Source organism: Ideonella azotifigens, from assembly GCF_021043325.1.
In the GTDB taxonomy this organism is placed as follows: Bacteria; Pseudomonadota; Gammaproteobacteria; order Burkholderiales; family Burkholderiaceae_C; genus Ideonella; species Ideonella azotifigens.
This window is the reverse complement of record NZ_JAJNKD010000006.1, coordinates 256420-277351: the sequence shown is the minus strand read 5'-3', so window position 1 is coordinate 277351 and position 20932 is coordinate 256420. Positions and strand designations below refer to the sequence as shown.

General features: G+C 68.6%; 19 protein-coding genes. 11 read left to right on the top strand and 8 right to left on the bottom strand.

The features are described 5' to 3' along the window. Window positions 1-107: 107 nt before the first annotated feature. From kefF to kefC, 3 genes are all read left to right on the top strand, one after another. Window positions 108-713: a glutathione-regulated potassium-efflux system oxidoreductase KefF gene (kefF, locus tag LRH25_RS15610; RefSeq protein WP_141291545.1), complete on the top strand. Its 606-nt coding sequence runs from the start codon at window positions 108-110 to the stop codon at window positions 711-713. Between the two features lie 216 nt (window positions 714-929). Next, window positions 930-1097 carry a hypothetical protein gene (locus LRH25_RS15605; RefSeq protein WP_170201159.1) on the top strand — a complete coding sequence of 56 codons (168 nt, stop codon included), beginning with the start codon at window positions 930-932 and terminating at the stop codon, window positions 1095-1097. Between the two features lie 30 nt (window positions 1098-1127). After that, window positions 1128-3170 carry a glutathione-regulated potassium-efflux system protein KefC gene (gene kefC, locus LRH25_RS15600; protein WP_231011547.1) on the top strand — a complete coding sequence of 681 codons (2043 nt, stop codon included), beginning with the start codon at window positions 1128-1130 and terminating at the stop codon, window positions 3168-3170. Window positions 3171-3180: 10 nt separating this feature from the next. On the opposite strand, the gene LRH25_RS15595 is transcribed toward kefC, so the two are convergent. Beyond that, window positions 3181-5805, bottom strand: a complete 2625-nt coding sequence (locus LRH25_RS15595) for a PAS domain-containing hybrid sensor histidine kinase/response regulator (RefSeq protein WP_231011545.1) — start codon at window positions 5803-5805, stop codon at window positions 3181-3183. A 37-nt stretch (window positions 5806-5842) separates the two neighbouring features. Beyond that, window positions 5843-6646, bottom strand: coding sequence for an iron-containing redox enzyme family protein (locus LRH25_RS15590; RefSeq protein ID WP_141288255.1), 804 nt, complete (start codon window positions 6644-6646; stop codon window positions 5843-5845). A 313-nt stretch (window positions 6647-6959) separates the two neighbouring features. Between LRH25_RS15590 and LRH25_RS15585 the strand changes: the two genes are divergently transcribed. Next, entirely contained in the window at window positions 6960-8924 is a 1965-nt protein-coding gene (locus LRH25_RS15585; RefSeq protein ID WP_141288256.1) for an aminotransferase class I/II-fold pyridoxal phosphate-dependent enzyme, read from the top strand. Between the two features lie 10 nt (window positions 8925-8934). Here LRH25_RS15585 and LRH25_RS15580 read toward each other — a convergent pair whose 3' ends face one another. Continuing rightward, on the bottom strand, window positions 8935-10086 hold the full coding sequence (locus tag LRH25_RS15580) for an ABC transporter substrate-binding protein (RefSeq protein WP_141288257.1): 1152 nt from the start codon (window positions 10084-10086) through the stop codon (window positions 8935-8937). A gap of 130 nt (window positions 10087-10216) precedes the next feature. Then, window positions 10217-11713: an aminotransferase-like domain-containing protein gene (locus LRH25_RS15575; protein WP_231011543.1), complete on the bottom strand. Its 1497-nt coding sequence runs from the start codon at window positions 11711-11713 to the stop codon at window positions 10217-10219. A 101-nt stretch (window positions 11714-11814) separates the two neighbouring features. Here LRH25_RS15575 and LRH25_RS15570 point away from each other — a divergent pair, with 101 nt between their 5' ends. The 6 genes from LRH25_RS15570 to LRH25_RS15545 are packed head-to-tail and all read left to right on the top strand — an operon-like array spanning window position 11815 to window position 16823. After that, entirely contained in the window at window positions 11815-12759 is a 945-nt protein-coding gene (locus tag LRH25_RS15570) for a DMT family transporter (protein WP_231011542.1), read from the top strand. After that, window positions 12756-13499 carry an aspartate/glutamate racemase family protein gene (locus tag LRH25_RS15565; protein WP_141291685.1) on the top strand — a complete coding sequence of 248 codons (744 nt, stop codon included), beginning with the start codon at window positions 12756-12758 and terminating at the stop codon, window positions 13497-13499. Before LRH25_RS15570 ends, LRH25_RS15565 begins: the two co-directional genes overlap by 4 nt. Further along, window positions 13496-14722: an aminotransferase-like domain-containing protein gene (locus LRH25_RS15560; protein ID WP_231011541.1), complete on the top strand. Its 1227-nt coding sequence runs from the start codon at window positions 13496-13498 to the stop codon at window positions 14720-14722. The genes LRH25_RS15565 and LRH25_RS15560 overlap by 4 nt, the downstream gene beginning before the upstream one ends. Further along, the gene (locus tag LRH25_RS15555) at window positions 14719-15567 is read left to right on the top strand and encodes a PhzF family protein (RefSeq protein WP_141289354.1); all 849 of its coding nucleotides are present in this window, start codon (window positions 14719-14721) and stop codon (window positions 15565-15567) included. The genes LRH25_RS15560 and LRH25_RS15555 overlap by 4 nt, the downstream gene beginning before the upstream one ends. Before the next feature lie 39 nt (window positions 15568-15606). After that, window positions 15607-16188 carry a YceI family protein gene (locus tag LRH25_RS15550; protein WP_141289357.1) on the top strand — a complete coding sequence of 194 codons (582 nt, stop codon included), beginning with the start codon at window positions 15607-15609 and terminating at the stop codon, window positions 16186-16188. After that, window positions 16185-16823, top strand: coding sequence for a YceI family protein (locus LRH25_RS15545; protein WP_170200967.1), 639 nt, complete (start codon window positions 16185-16187; stop codon window positions 16821-16823). The genes LRH25_RS15550 and LRH25_RS15545 overlap by 4 nt, the downstream gene beginning before the upstream one ends. Here the strand turns inward: LRH25_RS15545 and LRH25_RS15540 are convergent. Next, the gene (locus LRH25_RS15540; RefSeq protein ID WP_259372453.1) at window positions 16800-17555 is read right to left on the bottom strand and encodes a sulfite exporter TauE/SafE family protein; all 756 of its coding nucleotides are present in this window, start codon (window positions 17553-17555) and stop codon (window positions 16800-16802) included. The two genes, LRH25_RS15545 and LRH25_RS15540, sit on opposite strands and share 24 nt — an antisense overlap. Continuing rightward, on the bottom strand, window positions 17552-18130 hold the full coding sequence (locus LRH25_RS15535; RefSeq protein WP_141289352.1) for a malonic semialdehyde reductase: 579 nt from the start codon (window positions 18128-18130) through the stop codon (window positions 17552-17554). Before LRH25_RS15535 ends, LRH25_RS15540 begins: the two co-directional genes overlap by 4 nt. 43 nt (window positions 18131-18173) lie before the next feature. On the opposite strand from LRH25_RS15535, the gene LRH25_RS15530 reads away from it, so the two are divergent. Further along, entirely contained in the window at window positions 18174-18605 is a 432-nt protein-coding gene (locus LRH25_RS15530; RefSeq protein WP_141289351.1) for a DUF1841 family protein, read from the top strand. 139 nt (window positions 18606-18744) lie between these two features. On the opposite strand, the gene LRH25_RS15525 is transcribed toward LRH25_RS15530, so the two are convergent. Further along, entirely contained in the window at window positions 18745-19998 is a 1254-nt protein-coding gene (locus LRH25_RS15525) for an HD-GYP domain-containing protein (protein WP_231011540.1), read from the bottom strand. Between the two features lie 206 nt (window positions 19999-20204). After that, window positions 20205-20855: a c-type cytochrome gene (locus LRH25_RS15520; RefSeq protein ID WP_141288555.1), complete on the bottom strand. Its 651-nt coding sequence runs from the start codon at window positions 20853-20855 to the stop codon at window positions 20205-20207. Between the last annotated feature and the right edge of the window lie 77 nt (window positions 20856-20932).

Below are 20932 nucleotides of genomic sequence, written 5' to 3'. Positions count from 1 at the left end.
AATGCAAACCGCGGTATGGTAGCGGCGCGCCGCGAGCCACCGGCTCCCCGCTTTCCCCCGCAGTGCCACGCGCCGCGGCATTTCCTGCATCACCTGCCGCCGTCCGCATGGCCGACATCGTTGTCCTCACCGCCCATCCCCGGCTCGAACATTCCCGCGTCAACCTGGCGCTGATGCAGGCGGCGCAACAGCTGCCGGCCGAGCATGTGATGGTGCGCGACCTGTACGCGCTCTACCCCGACTACCTGATCGACATCGCCGCCGAGCGCGCGGTGCTGGCCAAGGCCAAATTGCTGGTCTGGCAGCACCCGCTGCACTGGTACGCGCTGCCGCCGCTGCTCAAGCTCTGGGTCGACGAAGTCTTCGGCTTCGGCTGGGCCTACGGGCCGGGTGCGCACGCGCTGCGCGGCAAGGATCTGTGGATGGTCGTGTCGACCGGCGGCAGTGCCCAGGCGTACCACCCCAGCGGCCACAACCGCCACTTCATCGACGCCTTCTGGCCGCCGCACGAACAGACCGCCATGCTGACCGGCATGCGGTTCCTGCCGCCCATGGTGGTGCACGATGCACACCGCGTGGCCCAGCGCGAGATCGCGGCGCGAACCGCGCTGTTCGCCGACCGGCTGGCCAGCTACCCGAACTGGCCCGAACTGGCCGAGTTGCCCGACACCGAACCCTGCGACGTCGGCCCCGGCGACCGGCCGCAGCGTTAGTCCCGTTACGACCGAACCGGTGCTATGCACCAAACTGGCCGAAAGATCCCAAAACGCGAGGATGCCCACGATCAAAGTCGTCATGACCCCCGGCAAGAATGGCCTGGAACATGCTGCAAGCCACCGCGCCCGCCTGCCGTGCCGAGGCCGGGTGCAGTCGCAGCAGCTGTCCGGGAAAGGTTTCCTCCCTGTCGGAAACCGCAAAAGGAGGTTGTCATGAAAACCACGATCAAAGCAGTCCTGGCCCTGACATTTGCGCTGATGAACATCAGCGCCCACAGCCTGGTGCTCGATCCGGGCGAAGATCCGTGCGCCGTCTACCTGGACGATGACGATGGCGAGGCCTACACAGCATGCGTGATGCAGAGAAAACGCACTTCCTGAACGTGATCCCTTCAAACCTTTGCAGTCCCCATGACGCCGGTTGAACCTTCCGGCAGCGGTTGGCTGCACCTGGGGTTGGTCTACCTGGGTGCAGCCGTTTTCGCAGTCCCGCTGGCGCGCCTGGCCGGGCTGGGCGCGATCATCGGTTACCTGGCAGCCGGTATCGCCATCGGGCCCTGGGGCCTGCGGCTGGTGACCGATGCGCAGGAAATGCTGCACTTCGCCGAGTTCGGCGTGGTGCTGATGCTGTTCCTGGTCGGCCTGGAACTGGAGCCCAAACGGCTCTGGGCGCTGCGCCGGCCCATCTTCGGCTGGGGCAGCCTGCAGCTGCTGGGCTCGGCCGCGGTGATGTGCAGCGTGGCCGTGGCCTTGGGCGTGGACTGGCAGCTGGCGCTGGTGGCCTCGCTGGGCCTGGCGCTGTCGTCCACCGCCATCGGCCTGGGCGTGCTGGCCGAGCGCAACCTGATGGCCACGGCCGGCGGGCAAAGCGTGCTCAGCGTGGCGCTGCTGCAGGACATTGCGGCCATCCCCATCCTCGCGCTGGTGCCGATGCTGGCCGGCGAAGCGCGCCACGGCGGCGGCTGGCTGGGCGCTGCCAAGGCGGTCGCGGTGATCGCCATCATCGTGCTGGGCGGCCGGCTGGTGCTGCGGCCCGCGCTGCGCTGGATCGCCCGCAGCAAGACACCCGAGATCTTCACCGCCGCGGCCCTGCTGCTGGTGGTGGCCACCGCTTCGCTGATGCAGACGGTAGGCCTGTCGATGGCCCTGGGCGCTTTCCTGGCCGGCGTGCTGCTGGCTGAAAGCGAATACCGGCGCGAGCTGGAAACCGACCTGGAACCGTTCAAGGGCCTGTTCCTCGGCCTGTTCTTCATCGCCGTGGGCATGAGCCTGGACCTGTCGGTGCTGCGCGCGCAGCCGCTGCTGGTGGCCGGCCTGGTGCTGGGTTTCCTGTCCATCAAAGCCCTGGTGCTGTGGGGCATGGGCCGGGCCATGAAGCTGCCGCTGGCGCAGCGCGGCGTGTTCGGCGTGCTGCTGGCGCAGGGCGGCGAGTTCGGCTTCGTGGTCTTCCAGGCGGCCGAGCAGGGCGAGGTGATCGAGCCGGCGACCTCGTCGCTGCTGGTCGCGGTGGTGGCGCTGTCCATGCTGCTCACACCCTTGCTGCTGGTGCTCAACGACAGGCTGGACAAGCGCCGCGCCGCGCGCAGCGGCGGCCGGGCCACCGGCACCGAGCTGAAGGAGATCGACGAGCCGCAGGAGGCGCCGGTGATCATTGCCGGCTTCGGCCGCTACGGCCAGATCGTCGGCCGGCTGATGTTCGCCAGCGGCCTGAAGGCCACCGTGCTGGAACACGACCCGGACCAGGTCGAGAGCCTGCGCAAGTTCGGCTGGCGCGTGTTCTACGGCGACGCCACGCGGCTGGACCTGCTGCGCACCGCTGGCGCCGGCAGCGCCAAGGTGCTGGTGGTGGCGGTGGACGACATGGTGCAAAGCTTGGCCATCGTCGACCTCGCGCAGGCGCACTTTCCGGCCTTGCAGCTCGTCGCCCGGGCGCGCAATGCGCAGCACTGGTACGAACTGAACAAGCGTGGCGTGGCGCACATCGAGCGCGAAACCTTCGATTCGGCGCTGATGAGCGGCCGCAGCGTGCTCGAAGGCCTGGGCCTGCGGCCTTACCAGGCGCGCACGCTGGCCCAGCGCTTTCGCCGCCACAGCGTGCAGCTGCTCAAGGAAATGGCACCCCACTATGGCGACCAGGCCAGGCTGATGAGCATGGCCAAGGCTGGCCGCCAGCAACTCGAAGAAGCGTTTGCCCGCGAACGCGAGACCCAGGCCGAGCGCGGCCACGGCCATGGCTTTTTCGCACATGACGACGAACCGCCCGAAGAGGCATCACCAGGAGACGACATGAACGACGAGATCCTGCAGGAACGCGCGGCCCAGGCCGCGACCCGCGCGCCCAGCCCGCCCACGCCCCCTCCGGCGCCGCCGCCTCATCCCGCGCCGGTGCCGGTCACCTCGCCGCGCGACCCGCCGGCCGTGCCGCCCCCGCCGCCGCCCATCACCAGCCGCTGAGACCCGGCCGCTAGTGCCCCACCGTGCTGGCGGACTGCGGGGCCGGCGCGCCGCCCAGCCGATCAAACAGCCCCAGGACCTCGGCGAAGTTGATCGGCTTGGTCAGGTAGCCCTCGAAGCCGCTGTCGAGTGCCATGCGGACCTGGTGCGGCAGCGCGTCGGCCGACAGGGCGACCAGCCGAGCCGTGGCCGCGCCCGGCAGGGCACGCAATTGCGCCGCCAACTCCAGGCCCGAGACATCGCCAAGGTTCATGTCGATCAGCACCAGGTCGGGCCGCCGCTGCATGAACATCGCCAGTGCAAGCGCACCGCTGTTGGCGGCCCGGAAGGTGACCCACGAGCGCAGCTTGACCAGCTGCGACATCAGCTCGATGTTGACGTCGTTGTCCTCGGCATAGAGCACGTCCAGCCGGGCGGCGCTGCTTGACGCGGCAACCGGCCAGCGGGGCGCAGCCAGTGCCTGCGGCGCCGCCGCCCAGGGCAAGGTGATGGTGGCCCGGGTGCCCTGGCCAGGCGCGCTCTCCACCGCCAGCTCGCCGCCCATCGCCTGGACGAGCTGGCGTGTCAGCACCAGTCCGATGCCTGTGCCTTCGACACCGGAGTGTTCGGCGCCCAGGCGATTGAAGGGTTCGAACAGGTGGGTCAACTGGCTGTCCGTCATGCCGGGTCCCTGGTCCTTCACGCTGAACTGGCAGTGATCGTGCTGCGGCACCAGGGACAGCGTGACAGGTCCCTCGCGGCCGCCGTACTTGACGGCGTTGCTCAGCAGGTTGATCAGCGACTGCCGCAGGCGCACCTCGTCTGCATGCACCCACAGCGGGCCGGGGAAGCTCACGTCGAGCTCGATCCGCCCTTCCTCCGAAAGCGTGCCGGCCACCGAACTGGCCTCTTCCGCCACGGCACGGGCCTCCACCGCCTGCAGGCTCAGCGAGAGCCGGCCGGATTCCACCATCGACAGGTCCAGCACATCGTTCACCAGCGCCAGCAGGTGGGCGCCTGCGCGCTCGATCTGACGTGCCCGCCCCTGGTTCAGCGGATCCAGCGGGTGCGCCAGGTCGATGTTCATCAGCTGCGCGAACCCGAGCACGGCATTCAGCGGCGTGCGCAACTCATGGCTCATGCGCGACAGGAACTCCGTCTTGGCGCGGCTGTGGGCCTCCAGCGTCTGGCGCTGCTCGCGCTCGCGCCGCATGGCCAGTTGCTCGCTCACATCGCGCAGCACGATGGTGGTCTGCGGCCCAGGGCCGGTGTCCACTCTCGAGAACGTGGCCTCGGCGGGGAATGGCACGTCGCCCCGCAGGCCTACCAGTTCCAGTGGTTTGCCGCCAGGCGCCGCTGCAGGTGCACCACCGTCCAGCAGGGCCAGATCCTTGAACAGCTCGGCCACGGGCCGACCCAGGACCTGCTCGGCGCGCAGCCGGAACACCTGTTCCGCCGCACGATTGAACAGCACGATCCGCCCATGCTCATCGGCCGAGATCACGGCATCGGCCACCGCCTCGATGAGCTTGGCGAGCTTGGCTTCGCTCTTCTCCAGCGCAGCCTTGGTGCGCCGTTGCTCGCTCACGTCGAAGAAGGTCACCACCGCACCATCGGGCCGGCCATCCTGGTACATCGGGTGGGCCCAGTACTCGACCGGAAACGCCCTGCCCTGCCGATCCCAGAACTGGCTGGCCTGGCGGTGCGCCGGCTCCATCTTCAGGAAGGTCTGCTGCACCGGGCAGGTCTGTTCACCCGCCACCAACTCGCAGCGGGAATGAATCACCGAATGAACCTCGTGGCCGACCAGTTCCGATTCCTGCCGGTACCCCAGGCGATCCAGCGCGGCACGGTTCACGAAGGTGCAAAAGCCCCGGGTATCGACCCCCAGCAAGCCTTCGGTCGTGGAGTCCAGCAACTGCTGCAGCAGTTGCTGCCGACGCCGGATCTCGTGTGCCGCCAACTCCCTGTCCCGCAGCCCGCGGCGCACGATGCCCAGGCCCAGAAACCCGAGCAACGCAGCCGCCAGCGCGTTGATGGCAATGGCAGCTCGCCGAAGCAGGCGCGCGTTGAAGGCAAGGCGATCGGAAAACGTGCGCTCCAGGCGTGTCAGGCGCAGATTGATGCTGGCCACCTTGGCCCGCATCTCCGCGGTCAGGGCCTCGTCGAAACGCCTGGACGGCGGAATCAGCCGCAACTGCTTGTCCACCGCCTGCAACTCGGCAACGGCAAGGTCGCCCTCACGCCAGCTCGCAATCGCCTCGGCCATCAGCGAAGAATCATGAAACCAGCGATAGAGCCAGATCAGCCCGTCGATGTCATCGGGGTGATTGCCGCCGGCGAGAAAGGCTCGCCTCACCACCTCGAAGTCGGGCGCCGCCTTGTCCAGTTCTTCGCGGGCCATGCGGTCGCCCACCGGAATGGCGACGGCATCCAGGAACTGCCTGTGGTCCTCCTCCGTGCCGGACTGAAGGTACTCCAGCAGGTGGATGTGCGCGTCCTTCTGGGCCTTGGAATACAGGCTCTCGCCAATCACGTACGACTGCACCGCTGCCAGCAACTGAATGCTGAAAATGGCCAGCAGCACCTGGAACAGGCCGATGGTGCCAAGGGCCACGACGACCCAGGAGATTCGGCGGGCGGGGCGGCGTTGCATGATGGGCTGGAGGTCGGCGCCGACTCCCTGCATTGCGTCAAACCCGCTCGCGGACCGCCTCGTAGCGAGAAGGATCCCACCTCGGCACCTGCACGGGGAAGGGGGCGTCCAGGCACTTGTCCAGCGCCATCTTCATGTAGTTGTAGCTGGTCAGCACCCGGGAGCGGATCAGGTCCACGTAGCCCCGGTTGGGCGTCATGCCCACCAGCGTGCTGATGATTTCCAGCGCCTCCCAGGGATGGGTGTCGTCGTATTTGGCGTGCAGCTTGAGCCACTTCATCGCCTTGGTGCGATGCAGTTCGGGCAGGCTGTTCTCGTAGGCATCGCTGGCGCAGACCAGGTCGGCCCACTCACCCGTGGCCCCCTCGATCGCGTAGTTGGTCGCCGCCATGCCGGCGGCCAGCGAGTCCCGCTCGCAGCTGTGCCAGCACCAGTGCGACAAGGCCTCGGTGGCCGGCGGCACCGCACCGTGCACCAGGTCGTCCAGCGAGAGCCCGGCCGCCAGCGCCCAGGCCTGCCAATGGTCCGCATGGTTCTGCTCGACGCGGATGTTGCGAATCAGGTACCTGCGCGCCTGGTCGTGGCCCCGCACCCGGCCCAGCGCCACCTTCAGCAGGTTCAGTGCCATGTACTGCGGGAACTGCTCGATCACCGGCCAGATGCCGGCGAGGAAATTGCGGGTCTGCCCGGGCGCCAAGCGCGCGTCCCGCATCAGGCGGAACAGTTCGTGCTGCGTCACGCCCAGCCGGGTGGGCTCACATTCGCTGACCAGATCCTGAACCCAGTCAGGGTAGCTGCGAATGTCCGTCAGCGCGCCCTGCAAGGCGAACTCGTTGTTCATCTTGATCCCTTGATCCCCTGATCCCTGTTCGCGGCCATGAGACAGAACAACGGGTCGCCGATTGACTCTAACCACTTGGCAGCCGGCTGACAATCAATGAATCCGGCATGGCGCGCAAGCCGCCGAGGCAACCCCTAGGCTGAGGCCAGGCAGCGGCGCCCGGCTGGCCGCCTGCGGCCTCGAACCGAGTTTTCTGCGCCTTGGGCGCTCCTACACTGGCAGGCTGCCCGCGCACCCGCGTGCGGCAGGACAGGATTCGGCAGCAGGCCACGAGCCGGCCGCCAGCGACAGGCAGTGCAATGAGGAGAGACAAGTGACAAAGCCCGCAACCCATGTGCTGGTGGTCAGCGCAGACGAGACCTGGCGGGCCGCCGTGGTCCATGGCCTGAATGCCGCGGCCGCAAGGCTGGACAACCCCTTCGGCCTGCAGGCCATCGCCTGCGCCTGCGACGGCGGCGCACTGGAAGCCGCATTGGCCACCACCGCCGGCGCAGACGTGCAGGTGGTGCTGATGGACCACGGCGCGCGCGGCAGCGAAGACCATGGCGCGCCGGCCGTGCTCACCGCCCAGCGCATCATCGAAGCCAGGCCCGAGCTGTCGCTCTACATGCTGCTGGAGGACGACAGCGACAAGCTGCTGGTCGAGCAGCTCGCCAGCGACGCGGTGGATGGCTACTTCTTCCGCGAGGAAATGGACTTCAACGGCTGGTTCCGCATCCTCGCGGCCGAGCTGGCCGAGAAGGCCGACACGCCTTTCTACGACGCGCTGCGCGACTACGTGGCCCAGGCCAAGGACAGCTGGCACACGCCCGGCCACGGCGGCGGCGACTCGTTCAAGAACAGCCCCTGGGTGGGCGACTTCTACGACTTCGTCGGCGAGGAAATGCTGCGCGCCGACCTTTCGGTGAGCGTGCCCGAGTTGGACTCGCTGCTGCATCCGACCGGCGTGATCGCCCAGTCGCAGAAGCTGGCCGCCAAGGCCTTCGGCGCGCGCAAGACCTACTTCGCCACCAACGGCACCAGCACCTCGAACAAGGTCATCTTCCAGACCCTGCTGGCACCGGGCGACAAGCTGCTGCTGGACCGCAACTGCCACAAGTCGGTCCACCACGGCGTGATCCTGTCGGGCGCGATGCCGGTCTACCTGGACTCGTCGGTCAACCGCCATTTCGGCCTGTTCGGCCCGGTGCCCAAGGCGACGATTGCCGCGGCCATCGCAGCCAACCCGGACGCCAAGGTGCTGATCCTCACCAGTTGCACCTACGACGGCCTGCGCTACGACCTGCGCCCCATCATCCAGACGGCCCACGAGGCCGGCATCAAGGTCATCGTCGACGAGGCCTGGTACGGCCATGCCCGCTTCCACCCCGAGCTGCGGCCGACCGCGCTGGAGTGCGGCGCCGACTATGCGACGCAGAGCACGCACAAGATCCTCTCGGCCTTTTCGCAAGCCAGCATGATCCACGTCAACGACCCGGCGTTCGACGAGCACCTGTTCCGCGAGAACTTCAACATGCACGCGAGCACCAGCCCGCAGTACAACCTGATCGCCAGCCTGGACGTGGCGCGCAAGCAGGCTGTGATGGAGGGCTACCGGCTGCTGGACCGCTCGCTGAAGTTCGCCCACGAGCTGCGCCAGAAGATCAACGCCACCGGCGCGTTCCGGGTCCTGGAGCTGGACGAGCTGCTGTCAGACGAAGTAAAGGCAGACGGCATCCGCCTGGACCCGACCAAGCTGACCATCGACATCTCGGCCAGCGGCTGGAGCGCGGACGAATTGCGCGGCGAGCTGATCGGCCGCTACAACATCCAGGTCGAGAAGAACACTCACAACACGCTCACGCTGCTGCTGACCATCGGCACCACGCGCAGCAAGGTCTCGCGCCTGTTCGACGCGATGCTGCGCCTGGCCAAGGACCGCCGCACGCCGCTGACCTACGCACGCATGCCCGAGGCGCCACGCTTCACGCGCCTGGCCTGCCTGCCGCGGGACGCCTTCTACGAGGCCGGCGAGAAGCTGCCGGTGCTGGACGACAACGGCCGCGCCAACCCGGCGCTGAACGGCCGCATCTGCTGCGACCAGATCGTGCCCTACCCGCCCGGCATCCCGGTGCTGGTGCCGGGCCAGGTGATCGAGCCGGCCATCATTGCCTACCTGGCCCGGCTGCTGCAGACGCAGAAGTCCATCGACCTGCACGGCCTGGCCACGCTCGAGGGCGAGCTGCACCTGCGCGTGCTCAGCCAGGCCGAGCAGGCCGCGCTGCCCGGCGTCTGCTGAAGCACCCTCTCTAGCCGACGCGGTGGCCGTCGGCGCCCATCACCGCCAGCTCGATGAAGCGTGACGCGACAAACGGCCCGGCGCCTGCGTACCCCAGGCTGTAGTCGCCCAGGTCCAGGCGCTTGATGCTGGCCAGGGCCTGGCGCAGCTTGTCGCGGCTCAGGTCGCGGCCAGCGCGTCGCAGGCCTTCCATCATCATCTGCGCATTGACCCAGCCTTCGAAGCTGCTGGCGTCATAGTGCTCGTCGCCCAGCGCCTTCATCTCGGCCTGGTACTGGCGCACAGCGGCCAGCTTGGTCTTCTCTGCATCCGGGAAGACCTGCGTCATGGCCATGCCCTTGGCGGCGGCACCCAGCCGTGGCAGCTCGGACGCAATGACCGAGACCGACAGCCCCACCATCGGCAGCCCGCCGGCCTTGCTGCGCAGCGCCAGCACCAGCGCGGTGTTGGCGCTGCCTGTCGTGACCAGCAGCACCGCGCCCGGCCTGGCGGCCAGCACCTGCTGGCTCAGCTCACCGGCATTCGCGCCATTCACCGCGAGCGCAAACTGGCCGATCGACTTCAGCCCCTTGTCACTCAGCGCGGCCTCTGCATCACGCAGCACTTCCTTGCCAAACGGGTTGTCCAGGTAGACCAGTGCAATGTCCTTCAGCCCCATCGAGACCAGCTGCTGCACCACGCGGATGGCTTCGTCGCTGTAGCTGGCACGCACATGGAAGACCTGCCTCAGGTCAGGCCGCCGCAGCGAGGCTGCGCCAGTCACCGGCCCCACGCAAGGCACGCCGGCCTGCTCGATCAGCGGCAGGATGGCCGCGGTGTTGGCCGTGCCCATGCAGGACATCAGCGCGAACGCGGCATTGCCGTCCAGCAGGCCTTTGACGTTCTCCAAGGTCCGGGTGGCAACGTAAGCATCGTCCCGCACGGCAAGACGCAGGTTCCGGCCATTGATGCCGCCGTTCTCGTTGACCGCACGAAAGGCCGCCTTGATGCCCGCCACATGCGCGGTGCCGGCACCGCCCAGCGGGCCCGTCATGGCCAGCGAACAGCCCAGGGTCACCTGCTGCGGGCCAAGCGCTTCGTCCGCAGCCCGCGCCACCGGCAGCCCGGTTGCGGCCAGCGCGAGCGCTGAACTTCGAACAAGGAATTGGCGACGGCGTGACATGGCAGCTCCGGGTTTCGTGAGCGCCAAAGTCTAGGCAGCGCAAGGGTCTTGCCTTGTCCCCAGGGCGACAGGCGGGGGCCGCTGCAACACGGGATAAACCATGTGGCACCCGCGCGTCCGCACGCCAGCTTCAGCGCCTTGCCGCGCTCAAGGCTTGCCAGAACACCGGGTCCTGGCTGGTCGCGAAGTTGATGCGCATCAGCGTGCCGGGCTTGCGCGTGGCCTGGAACAGGTGGCCGGGCGCCAGCAGCCAGCCCTGGTCCAGCATCACCTGCGCCAGCGCCTCGGTGTCCACGCCCGTGTCCAGCCAGCCAAACAGGCCGTTGGGCGGCGTGACGAAACGGCAGCCGTGCGCCTGTGCCAATTGCACCGTGCGGTGACGCGCCGCGTCCAGCCGCTGCGTGACCCGCTCGGCGTGGCGGCGCAGGCTGCCCTGCTCCAGGCACAGCGCCACCGCCTGCTCCAGCACGGCAGGCGTGGTCAGCGTGGACAGCAGCTTGGTGTCGACCAGCCGCTCCACGACCTGCGGCGGCACGGCCATGTAGCCCACGCGCCAACTCGGCGTGAGGATCTTCGAGAAGCCGGACACGTAGAGCGTGCGCTGCAGCCCGTCCAGCGCGCTCATGCGCGGCAGGTGGGCGGGGGCGAGGTGGGAATAGGTGTCGTCCTCGACCACCCAGAAGTCATGCGCCTCGGCCAGCTTCAGCACCTGGTGGGCGTGTGCCAGGCTGATGGAGTTGCCGGTCGGGTTGTGCAGCACCGGCACCGTCACGTACATGCGCGGCCGGTGCTCCCGGATCAGCGTGGCCATCACGCCCAGGTCCGGCCCGTCCACGCCGCGCGGCACCGGCAGCAGCCGCATGCCGAGCTGGCTGAGCCGCGCGTATTCCACGGCCCAGGCCGGCTCGTCGACCAGCACCGCATCGCCCGGCGACAGCAGCGTACGCGAGATCAGGTCCAGCGCGTGCGTAGCGCCGGTGGAAGTGATGATCTGCTCGGGCACCGCGCGCACGCCGAAGCTGGCCAGCTTGATGGACAGCGCATCGCGCAGGCGCCGGTCGCCGGCCGGGTGGCCGTATTGCAGCGCAATCATCGGATCGCCCTGGGCCAGCACCCGGCGCAGCGCGCTGGACAGCAGCGGCAGGTCCAGCCAGTCGGCCGGCAGCGTGCCCAGCCCGGGCGCGGGCTTGTCGGACAGGCCATGGAACATGCCGCGGATCAGCGCGGTGGCGTCCACTGGCGCCACCCGCGGCGCGTCCGGCGGCAGCGTCGCACGCACCGCTTGCGCGGCCCGCTGCTCGCGCACGAAAAAGCCGCGCTGGCGCCGGGCCTCCACCAGTCCTTGCGCCAGCAGCTGGTCATAAGCGGCGACGACCGTGTGCGCGCTCACGCCGTGCCGGCTCGCGCAGTCGCGCACCGAAGGCAGTCGCGCACCGGGCGCCAGCAGGCGCTGGCGGATGCGCTCGGCGAACTGCGCAGCGAGCTGTTCGGTCAGCGTCTGGCCGGCGCTGCGGGCGAGTGTGCCGACCGAAGCGCCGGAGGCGCCACCGCTGCCGCCTGCGGCCAGCGGGGCATCGCCGGCGAGCTGGCGGTCGTTCAAGGTCAAGGACGAGTCTGCAGGGCTCATGAAAAGCTCATCTGTGTCTGCCGGCCAACCGGTACAGATTCCGGCTGTGCACCCTTGAACTGTACTGGAACTGTACCGGTGCGCCACCCTACACTGGCTGCATGGGCAGTTCTGCTTCCGCCAGCCTTTCCTCCTCCTCCGCACCCAGCGCCGCCACGCTGCACCGCAGCCTGTGGCTGGGCGCGCTGGGTGTGCTGATGTTCGCGATGACGCTGCCGATGACGCGCCTGGCCGTTGGCCCGGCGGACGCGCCGCAGCTGCCGCCGCTGTTCGTCACCGCCGGCCGCGCCGCCGGCGCCGGGCTGCTGGCCGCCGTCTACCTGCTGCTCACGCGCGCAGCCCGGCCGCAGCAGCGCCACCTGCGCGACCTGCTGGTCACCGCGCTGGGCAGCGTGGTCGGCTTCCCGCTGTTCCTCGGCCTGGCGCTGCGCCAGGTGCCTTCGATGCACGCCGCGGTCGTCACCGGCATCCTGCCGCTGGCGACTGCCGCGATGGCAGCGCTGATGCTGCGCCAGCGCGCGCCGCTGGGCTTCTGGCTGTGTGCCAGCGCCGGCTGCGCGCTGGTGCTGGTGTTTGCCGCCTGGGAAGGCCATGGGCAACTGGTGCTGGCCGATGGCTGGCTGCTGCTGGCCGTGCTCAGCGCCTCGGTGGCCTACGTTTCGGGCGCACGGCTGAGCGCCGGCTGGCAGGCCGAGCAGGTCATCAGCTGGGTGCTGGTGCTGAGCCTGCCGGTGACGCTGCCGGTGGCCGCATTGAGCTGGCCCACGCACGCAGTGTCGGCCGCAGCCTGGGGTGGCTTCGCCTATGTCACAGTGTTCTCGATGTGGGTCGGCTTTTTCGCCTGGTACCGCGCGCTGGCCATGGGCGGCACGCTGCGCGTGAGCCAGGTGCAGCTGCTGCAGCCCTTTCTTGCGCTGCTGCTCGCGGTGCCGGTGCTGGGTGAGGCCTTGAGCCCGCACACGCTGGGCTTTGCGCTGGCGGTGCTGGCCGTGGTGATGCTGGGCAAGCGCATGCCGGTGGCGGCGAAGAAAGCAGGCGCCGCATGAAGACCTTGGGCGTGCTGGGCGGCATGAGCTGGGAGTCGACGCTGGTCTATTACCGGCTGCTGAACCAGGGCGTGGCCGCGCGCCTGGGCGGGCTGCACAGCGCGAGCCTGCGGCTGGCCAGCGTGGACTTTGCCGAATTGGCGGCGCAGCAGCGCGCAGGCGCATGGGCCGAGGCCGGCGAACTGCTGGGCCGCATGGCCGCGCAGCTGCGCATGGCCGGCGCCGAAGGCCTGATCATTGCCACCAACACCATGCACAAGGTGGCGCCGGCCATCACCGGACTCGGCGGCCTGCCGCTGCTGCACATTGGCGACGCCACCGGCAACGCACTGCGCGCCGCCGGCCACCGCCGCGTGGGCATGCTGGGCACACGCTTCACGATGGAAGACGGCTTCCTGCGCGAGCACCTGGCGCAGCAGCATGGCATCGAAACCGTGGTGCCCGATGCGGCTGGCCGCGCCGAGATGCACCGCGTGATCTACGAAGAACTGTGCCGCGGCCAGGTGCTGGGCGGCTCGCGCGAGCGGGTCGTCGAGATGATGGCCGAACTGGCAGCGCAGGGCTGCGAAGCCATCGTGCTCGGCTGCACCGAGATCGCGCTGCTGACCGACCCGCAGAATCCCCCCGAACCCGGCGGCTGGCCGCTGCCCTTGTTCGACACCACCACCCTGCACGCCCAGGCGGCCGTGCAGTGGATGCTTGCTGACCATTCGCCTGAGACAACGAAGGAACTGCCATGACCGACAAGACCACCGGAAGCCCCTGGACGCTCGCGCACCGCGCCGCGCGCATGAACCCGTCCATCATCCGCGAGATCCTGAAGGTCACCGAACAACCGGGCGTTCTGTCCATGGCCGGCGGCCTGCCGTCGCCGGACACCTTCCCCATCGAAGCGATGCGCGAAGCCAGCGCCAAGGTGCTGACCGACAGCCCGCGCGAAGCGCTGCAATACGCCGCCAGCGAAGGCTACGGCCCGCTGCGCGAATGGGTGGCCGCCACGCTGAACGCGCAGGGCCAGCAGGTCACCCCGGACCGGGTGCTGATCACCACCGGCTCGCAGCAGGCGCTGGACCTGATTGCCAAGGTGCTGGTGGACGCTGGCGCGCCGGTGGCCGTCGAAACCCCCACCTACCTCGGCGCGCTGCAGGCCTTTGCGCCCTTCGAGCCGCTGTTCACCAGCGTGGCCAGCGACGACCAGGGCCCGATTCCCGATGCGATCCGCGCGCTGCCGCACGACGCGCCCGGCACCCGCTTCCTGTACGTGCTGCCGAACTTCCAGAACCCCACCGGCCGGGTGATGGGCGAGGCGCGCCGGCAGGCCGTCGTTGCCGCGGCGCAGGCCGCCCGCGTGCCGCTGGTCGAAGACAACCCGTATGGCGACCTGTGGTTCGACCAGGCCCCTGCCGCGCCGCTGGCCGCGCGCTGGCCCGAAGGCACGGTCTACATGGGCTCGTTCTCCAAGGTGCTGGCGCCCGGCCTGCGCCTGGGCTACGTGGTGTCGCCCGCCGCGCTCACACCCAAGCTGCTGCAGGCCAAGCAGGCGGCCGACCTGCACACGCCGAGCTTCAACCAGCGCATGGTGTTCGAGGTGATCCGCAACGGCTTCCTGGACCAGCACATCCCGACCATCCGCGCCCGCTACAAGACCCAGCGCGACACCATGGCCCAGGCCCTGACCGAACACATGCCGGCCGGAACCGAATGGGCCGCGCCGCAAGGCGGCATGTTCTTCTGGCTGCGCCTGCCGGCAGGCTGCAACGCGATGGCGCTGCTGCCCAAGGCCGTCGCCGCCGGCGTGGCCTTCGTGCCGGGCGAGCCGTTCTACGCACATGCGCCGGACACGCGCACGATGCGCCTGTCCTTCGTGACGCTGACGCCCGACGAGATCCGCTACGCGGTGGCGACGCTGGGCGGCGTGCTGAAGAAGCACCTGTTCGAGGACCTGGCACAGGAAACGCCATGAGCGAAGCGGGTCAGTCCAGGCAGTTCAGCCAGCTCGACGTCTTCACCGACACACCGCTGCGGGGCAACCCCCTGGCCGTGGTGCACGACGCCGACGGACTGAGCGACGCACAGATGGCAGCCTTCGCGCGCTGGACCAATCTCAGCGAAACCACCTTTCTGCTGCCGCCCACGCAGCCGGGCGCCGACTATCGCGTGCGCATCTTCACGCCGGGTGGCGAGCTGCCTTTCGCCGGCCATCCGACGCTGGGCAGCTGCCATGCCTGGCTGCGTGCCGGCGGCCAGCCCCGGCAGGCAACCGAGGTGGTGCAGCAGTGTGCGCTGGGCCTGGTGAGCATTCGCCGAGACGGCACGCGCCTGGCCTTTGCCGCGCCGCCTTCCAAGCGCAGCGAGGTGGACGCCGGGCTGCTCAGCGAAGTGCTGCAGGCCCTGGCGCTGCCGGCCGATGAACTGGTAGCCGCGCAGTGGCTGGACAACGGCCCGCGTTGGCTGGGCCTGCAAACCCGCAGCGCCGCACGCCTGCTGGCGCTGACGCCCGACCATGCCCGCCTGAAGCCTCTGGCGAAGGCGGGCCTGATCGCCCCGCAGCCCGCCGGCACCGACACCACCTTCGAAGTGCGCGCCTTCGCCGCCGCTATCGGCGTGAACGAAGACCCGGTCACCGGTAGCCTGAACGCCAGCCTGGCGCAATGGTTGATGGACAGCGGCGCGGCGCCTGCGAGCTACGTGGTTTCACAAGGCACGGCCATGGGCCGCATGGGGCGGGTCTACCTGCAACGCGAGGGCGAGACGGTGTGGGTGGGCGGCGACGTGGCTGGCTGCATCGAGGGCCAGGTGCGGCTTTGATGTGAGCGGCAGGGCTGTGGCAGCATGCTGGCCATGCACATCCGCCCACACCCCCTGCTCGCGGCGTTCGCCGCCGCGTCCCTCGCCGCTGGCGCCCACGCAGCGCCGGTGCGCTATGAGATCGACCCTTCGCACACCTACCCCAGCTTCGAGGCCGATCACCTGAACGGCCTGTCGGTCTGGCGCGGCAAGCTCAACAGCAGCGCCGGCGAGATCACGCTGGACAAGGAAGCCGGCACCGGCACTGTGACGGTGCGCATGGACGCCGAAAGCCTGGACTTCGGGCTGGACGCGATGAACAAGGCAGCGCGCGGCGACATGCTGTTCGACACCGCCAAATACCCCAGCATCACCTACGTGGGCAAACTGGTGAAGTTCGTCAATGGCGCGCCCACCGCGGTCGAAGGCGAGCTGCGCCTGCATGGCGTGGCCCGACCGGTGGCACTGGTGATCAACAGCTTCAAGTGCATGCCGCACCCGATGTTCAAGCGCGAGGTGTGCGGTGCCGACGCGCTGGCGGTGATCCAGCGCGACGAGTTCGGCATGGCCGCGGGCAAGGACTACGGCTTCAAGATGGACGTGACGCTGCGCATCCAGATCGAAGCGATCCAGGCACCGTGACACTGAAGGGCGTGGCATGGGGACTGGCCGTGGCCAGCCTGTCCCAGGGCAGCCTGGCCGCAACGCAGCGCTACGCGCTGGACCCGGCCCGCACGCAGGCCAGTGTCGAGGCCGATGCGGGCCTGTCGATGGTCGAAGGCCAGCTTGCGCGCAGCACAGGCGAAGTGCTGCTGGACCGCGAGGCCGGGCAAGGCCAGGTGGCGGTGTGCCTGCCGGCAGACAGCCTTGACTTCGGCCTGTCGATGCTGAACGACCTGGCCCGCGGGCCGATGGCCTTCGACGCGGCCCGCTTTCCCGAGATTCGCTATCAGGGTCGGCTGGTGGATTTCATCGGCGGTGTGCCCGGCGCAGTCGAAGGCGAGCTGCAGATGCATGGCGTGACGCGCCCGCTGCGGCTTGCCATCCAGTCCTTTCGCTGCGGGCCGGACGACACGCTGCAACGCGAGGCCTGCAGCGCCAGCGCAGTGGGCACGCTGCAGCGCGACGAGTTCGGCATCGACATCGGGAAGGACCTGGGCCTGCGCATGGCGGTGACCTTGCAGGTGCGGATCGTTGCCGTGGCGGTGCCCGCGGACATGGCGCCTGAGGTGATGCCACCGCCGACGGGGCCTTCAGCGGATGGCGTCCCACAGTAGCTTGCCGCCGGTCAGCGCCATGCCGATGTTGAACAGGCGGTAGAACCAGACCTGGTTGATGCGCCGCACGACGTGCAGGCCCAGCCACACGCCCAGCGGCGCAAACGGCGCCAGCGTCAGCGAGGTCCACAGGTTGCGCGTGTCGATCAGGCCGAGGAAGGCATAGGGAATCCACTTCGACAGGTTCACCGCGGCGAAGAAGACCGCCATGGTCGCCGTGAACTTGATCGGCGAGAGCCGCAGCGGCAGCACGTAGAAGCTGACCGGCGGGCCGCCCGCGTGGGCCACGAAGCTGGTGAAGCCGCTGACTGTGCCGAGCAGAAAGCCCAGCCAGCGCGGCGGTGGCGGTGCGTCTGCCTTTGGCGGGAAGACCAGGCGGATGGCCAGGAACAGCAGCGTGATCGCGCCGACGACGCCGGCCACCGTGTGGGCCGACAGCACGCCGAACAGCACCGTGCCGATCGCCGTGCCCAGCAGGCCGGCCGGCAGCAGCAGCTTGATCAGCCCACGGTCACACTCGCGCACCAGCGCGGCCAGGCCCATCACGTCCATCACCGCCAGCAGCGGCAGCATGATGGCCGCGGCCTGCGGCACCGGCACCACCAGCGCCAGCAGCGGCACCGCGAGCGCGCCGAAGCCTGCGCCAAAGCCGCTCTTGGACAGGCCCATCAGCACCACCGCAGGGATGGCGATGGCATAGAACGACCAACCGTGCGCGAACAGCTCGTTCACAGCACCTGGCAGGCTTCCTCGAAGCTCAGGCGCGGGTTGCGTGGGCGCACACCAGCCGGGTCGGCCTTGCCCAGCGTGCAGATGAAGTTGGTGCGCACCGTGGTGCCGGACCAGAAGGCGGCATCCACCGCGGCCGCGTTGAAGCCACCCATCGGGCCACAGTCCAGGCCCAGTGCGCGGGCTGCCAGCATCAGGTAGCCGCCTTGCAGACTGCTGTTGCGCAGCGCGGCGTCCGGCACCCGCGCCGGGTTGTCGATGAACATCTTGCGGAAGTCGACCTGCGGGTAGAGCCTGGGCAAGTGCTCGTAGAACGCCATGTCCATGCCGACGATGGCCGTCACCGGCGCCTGGCCGACCTTGGCCTGGTTGCCGCCCGGTGCCATGCAGGGCACCAGCTTCGCCCTTGCTTCGTCAGACGTGACGAAGATCAGCCGCATCGGCGAGCTGTTGGACGCCGTCGGACCCCACTTGGTCAGCTCATAGAGCTCGCGCAGCGTGGCTTCGGGCACCGGCGTGGGCAGGTAGGCGCTGGCGGTGCGGGCTTCGGTGAACAGCTGTTCCGTGGTGACATTCATGCGGTGCTCGGCGGTGGGAAGGCGAAGAAGCGACAATTCTCGGATGTTCCAGCCCTCCCAGCACGACGTACGCAACTTCTTCTGCCAGACCCTGGCCAAGCAGCGCAACGGGGAATTGCTCTCGCCCATCGAGACCCTGGCCGCCGGCTGGATCGCCGAGCACCCGGAGTACCACGCCGAGCTGGCCGACGTGGAAGCGGCGCTGGCCGCCGTCTACGACGTGGACGAGGGGCGCACCAACCCTTTCCTGCACCTGTCCATGCACCTGAGCATCAGCGAACAGGTTTCGATCGACCAGCCGCGCGGCATCCGCCAGGCGGTCGAACTGCTGGCCGCCAAGCGCAACTCGCTGCACGATGCGCAGCACGAGGTCATGGACTGCCTGGGCGAGATGCTGTGGGCCTCACAACGCAGCGGCCTGCCGCCGGACGGGCATGCGTACCTGGATGCGGTGCGGCGCCGCGCGACGCGCTGATCGGCCCCCGTTCGGGCTGATCCCACCTTCCGTTCGGGCTGAGCTTGTCGAAGCCTGCATAGGGCATGGTGGCTTGCGCCGCCTTCGACGAGCTCAGGGCGAACGGTTCAGTTCACGCAGGCGAACCCAAACCGAAGCCCTATCGTTTCGGCAACTTGTCCCCGGCCCACAGCTCATCCAATTGCTTGAAACCCCAGGTGACCGGGTTCTCGCGGCCGACGATCTTGTCGGTCGAGCGGGCCAGGTCCAGCAGTTGCGGGTTCAGTGGCATCTGGGACTTGGTCGAGAAGAAGACCTTGACCATCGGGGTCACCAGGGCTTTGGGGTTCTGGTCCACCACCACCGCCAGCTTGCCGCTCTGCAGCTTGACCAGCGAGCCCACCGGATAGATGCCCAGGCTCTTGACGAAGGCCTGGAAGATCTTGGGGTCGAAATGGCCCTGCCACGAAGCCATCTTGGCAATCGACTCGGCCGGGTCCCAGCCGGCCTTGTAAGGGCGGTTCGAGGTGATGGCGTCGTAGACGTCGCAGACCGAGCCCATGCGCGCCAGCAGGCTGATCTGCTCGCCTGGCAGCTTGTGCGGGTAGCCGGTGCCGTCCATGCGCTCGTGGTGGTGCAGGCAGACGTCCAGCGCGCCGGCACTCGCGCCCTTGGCCTCCAGCAGCATTTCATGGCCGCGGTCGGGGTGCGACTTCATCACGGTGAATTCTTCGTCGGTCAGCTTGCCGGGCTTGTTCAACACGTCCAGCGGCATTGCCGCCTTGCCCAGGTCGTGCAGCAGACCGGCCAGGCCTGCATCCCGGCAGCCAGCCTCGTCCAAGCCCAGTTCTCGGCCCAGCGACACCATCAGTGCGCAGACGGCCACCGAATGCATGTAGGTGTAGTCGTCCTGGGTCTTGAGCCGGGCCAGGCTGACCAGCGCGCCAGGGTTGCGGAACACCGAATCGGCAATGTCGTTGACCAACGGCAGGCACTGCTCGGCGTCCACGGCCTTGCCCAGCCGGGCTTCAGTGAACATCGACACGACACGCGCCCGGCCCTCCTTGTAGAGCGCCGCAGCCTGCGAGAGCTCGGTTTTCAGGTCGCGGTCCGGCTCGGGCGGCATTCTCGAGGCGGGCGCAGCGGGCGGCGTCACCGGCGCGGCAGCCGGCGCCTCGGCGGCACGGGCCGGCGCCCGCAGGCCCGGCAGGCGCTCGGTCGCATCGGCCAGGTCCAGGCCTTTTTCCGAGTCTATCCACACACCGGGCAAGCCGCTCGCATGCAGCTTGGCCAGGTCGTTGTGGTCCTTGATGACGAACTTGGTCTTCCAGAAAGGATGGTCGATCCACGCGCCCTCCAGCGCGTGGATGTGCATGCCCAGTCTGACCTGCGAAACCAGTATTTTTTTAAGCATGTCCGGCCAATGTGTCCGTACCCAAGACCCTGGGCAACAGCCTGTTATCGGCCACAAGCCCATGTCGCTTGAGCGGGTGACATGGCCGCTGGCCTGGGCCTCTTCCCTGGCCGGACATGAAAAAGCCGCCAACCCTGCCGGGCGGCGGCTTTTTCAGGCGGGCCCCGCCTGAGATTTCGCAAACGCGGGCGCTGCGGCGCCGGGGCTCAGCGGAAGTGCGATTGCGGCAGCGTCTTCAGCTCACCCGGCAGCGTGGACAGGAACTCCGCCACCTGGCGGAGCTCGGTTTCGCTCAGCGTCTTGGCCATGGCGTTCATGGTCGGGTTGCTGCGACCGACCAGGTGGCCGGCGTCGGCCTGGTAGGACTTCAGGGTCAGCGTGAGGTAGTCGGCATGCTGGCCGGCCAGGCGCGGGTTGGCCGGGTCGGGGGTGGTGCTGAAGTTGGCACCATGGCAGGCCACGCAGACGGCCAGCTTGTCCTTCAGCGCGGCCGGCAGTTCGGCCGGCGGCGGCGCGGTGGCACCTGCATGGCCGTGGTCAGCGTAGTAGGCCGCGAGGTCGGCAATGTCCTGGTCGCTCAGCGAGCCGGCAATGGCGCGCATGGTCGGGTGCTTGCGATCACCCTTGCGGTAGCTGTCCAGCGCCGAGGCGATGTACTTGGCGTTCTGGCCGGAGATCATCGGCACGTGGTAGACCTGCGGGAAGCTGGCCTGGTAGCCGACGATGCCGTGGCACCCGATGCACATCGCATTCTTCTTTTCACCGGCCTTCGCATCGCCCTTGACCTCCTGGGCCTGGGCTGCTGAAAAGAAGAAGCTGGCCAGCGCCAGCAGCAAAAGGCTTGCCTTGGTTTTCATCGCGGAATGATTCGTCTTGGCGAACGGTTTCGAGGAGGGCCGGTACGGTGTACGGCATGGCAAAAAATGCCTGCCTG

What these genes read in the sequence shown, in the direction of transcription:
- LRH25_RS15595 (WP_231011545.1), bottom strand. Translation starts at nt 5,805, where the DNA reads ATGCAACGCCGCCCCGCCCGCCGAATCTCCTGGGTCGTCGTGGCCCTT.
- kefF (WP_141291545.1), top strand. Translation starts at nt 108, where the DNA reads ATGGCCGACATCGTTGTCCTCACCGCCCATCCCCGGCTCGAACATTCC.
- LRH25_RS15570 (WP_231011542.1), top strand. Translation starts at nt 11,815, where the DNA reads ATGGGCAGTTCTGCTTCCGCCAGCCTTTCCTCCTCCTCCGCACCCAGC.
- LRH25_RS15580 (WP_141288257.1), bottom strand. Translation starts at nt 10,086, where the DNA reads ATGTCACGCCGTCGCCAATTCCTTGTTCGAAGTTCAGCGCTCGCGCTG.
- LRH25_RS15555 (WP_141289354.1), top strand. Translation starts at nt 14,719, where the DNA reads ATGAGCGAAGCGGGTCAGTCCAGGCAGTTCAGCCAGCTCGACGTCTTC.
- LRH25_RS15590 (WP_141288255.1), bottom strand. Translation starts at nt 6,646, where the DNA reads ATGAACAACGAGTTCGCCTTGCAGGGCGCGCTGACGGACATTCGCAGC.
- kefC (WP_231011547.1), top strand. Translation starts at nt 1,128, where the DNA reads ATGACGCCGGTTGAACCTTCCGGCAGCGGTTGGCTGCACCTGGGGTTG.
- LRH25_RS15605 (WP_170201159.1), top strand. Translation starts at nt 930, where the DNA reads ATGAAAACCACGATCAAAGCAGTCCTGGCCCTGACATTTGCGCTGATG.
- LRH25_RS15535 (WP_141289352.1), bottom strand. Translation starts at nt 18,130, where the DNA reads ATGAATGTCACCACGGAACAGCTGTTCACCGAAGCCCGCACCGCCAGC.
- LRH25_RS15565 (WP_141291685.1), top strand. Translation starts at nt 12,756, where the DNA reads ATGAAGACCTTGGGCGTGCTGGGCGGCATGAGCTGGGAGTCGACGCTG.
- LRH25_RS15530 (WP_141289351.1), top strand. Translation starts at nt 18,174, where the DNA reads ATGTTCCAGCCCTCCCAGCACGACGTACGCAACTTCTTCTGCCAGACC.
- LRH25_RS15520 (WP_141288555.1), bottom strand. Translation starts at nt 20,855, where the DNA reads ATGAAAACCAAGGCAAGCCTTTTGCTGCTGGCGCTGGCCAGCTTCTTC.
- LRH25_RS15560 (WP_231011541.1), top strand. Translation starts at nt 13,496, where the DNA reads ATGACCGACAAGACCACCGGAAGCCCCTGGACGCTCGCGCACCGCGCC.
- LRH25_RS15575 (WP_231011543.1), bottom strand. Translation starts at nt 11,713, where the DNA reads ATGAGCCCTGCAGACTCGTCCTTGACCTTGAACGACCGCCAGCTCGCC.
- LRH25_RS15525 (WP_231011540.1), bottom strand. Translation starts at nt 19,998, where the DNA reads ATGCTTAAAAAAATACTGGTTTCGCAGGTCAGACTGGGCATGCACATC.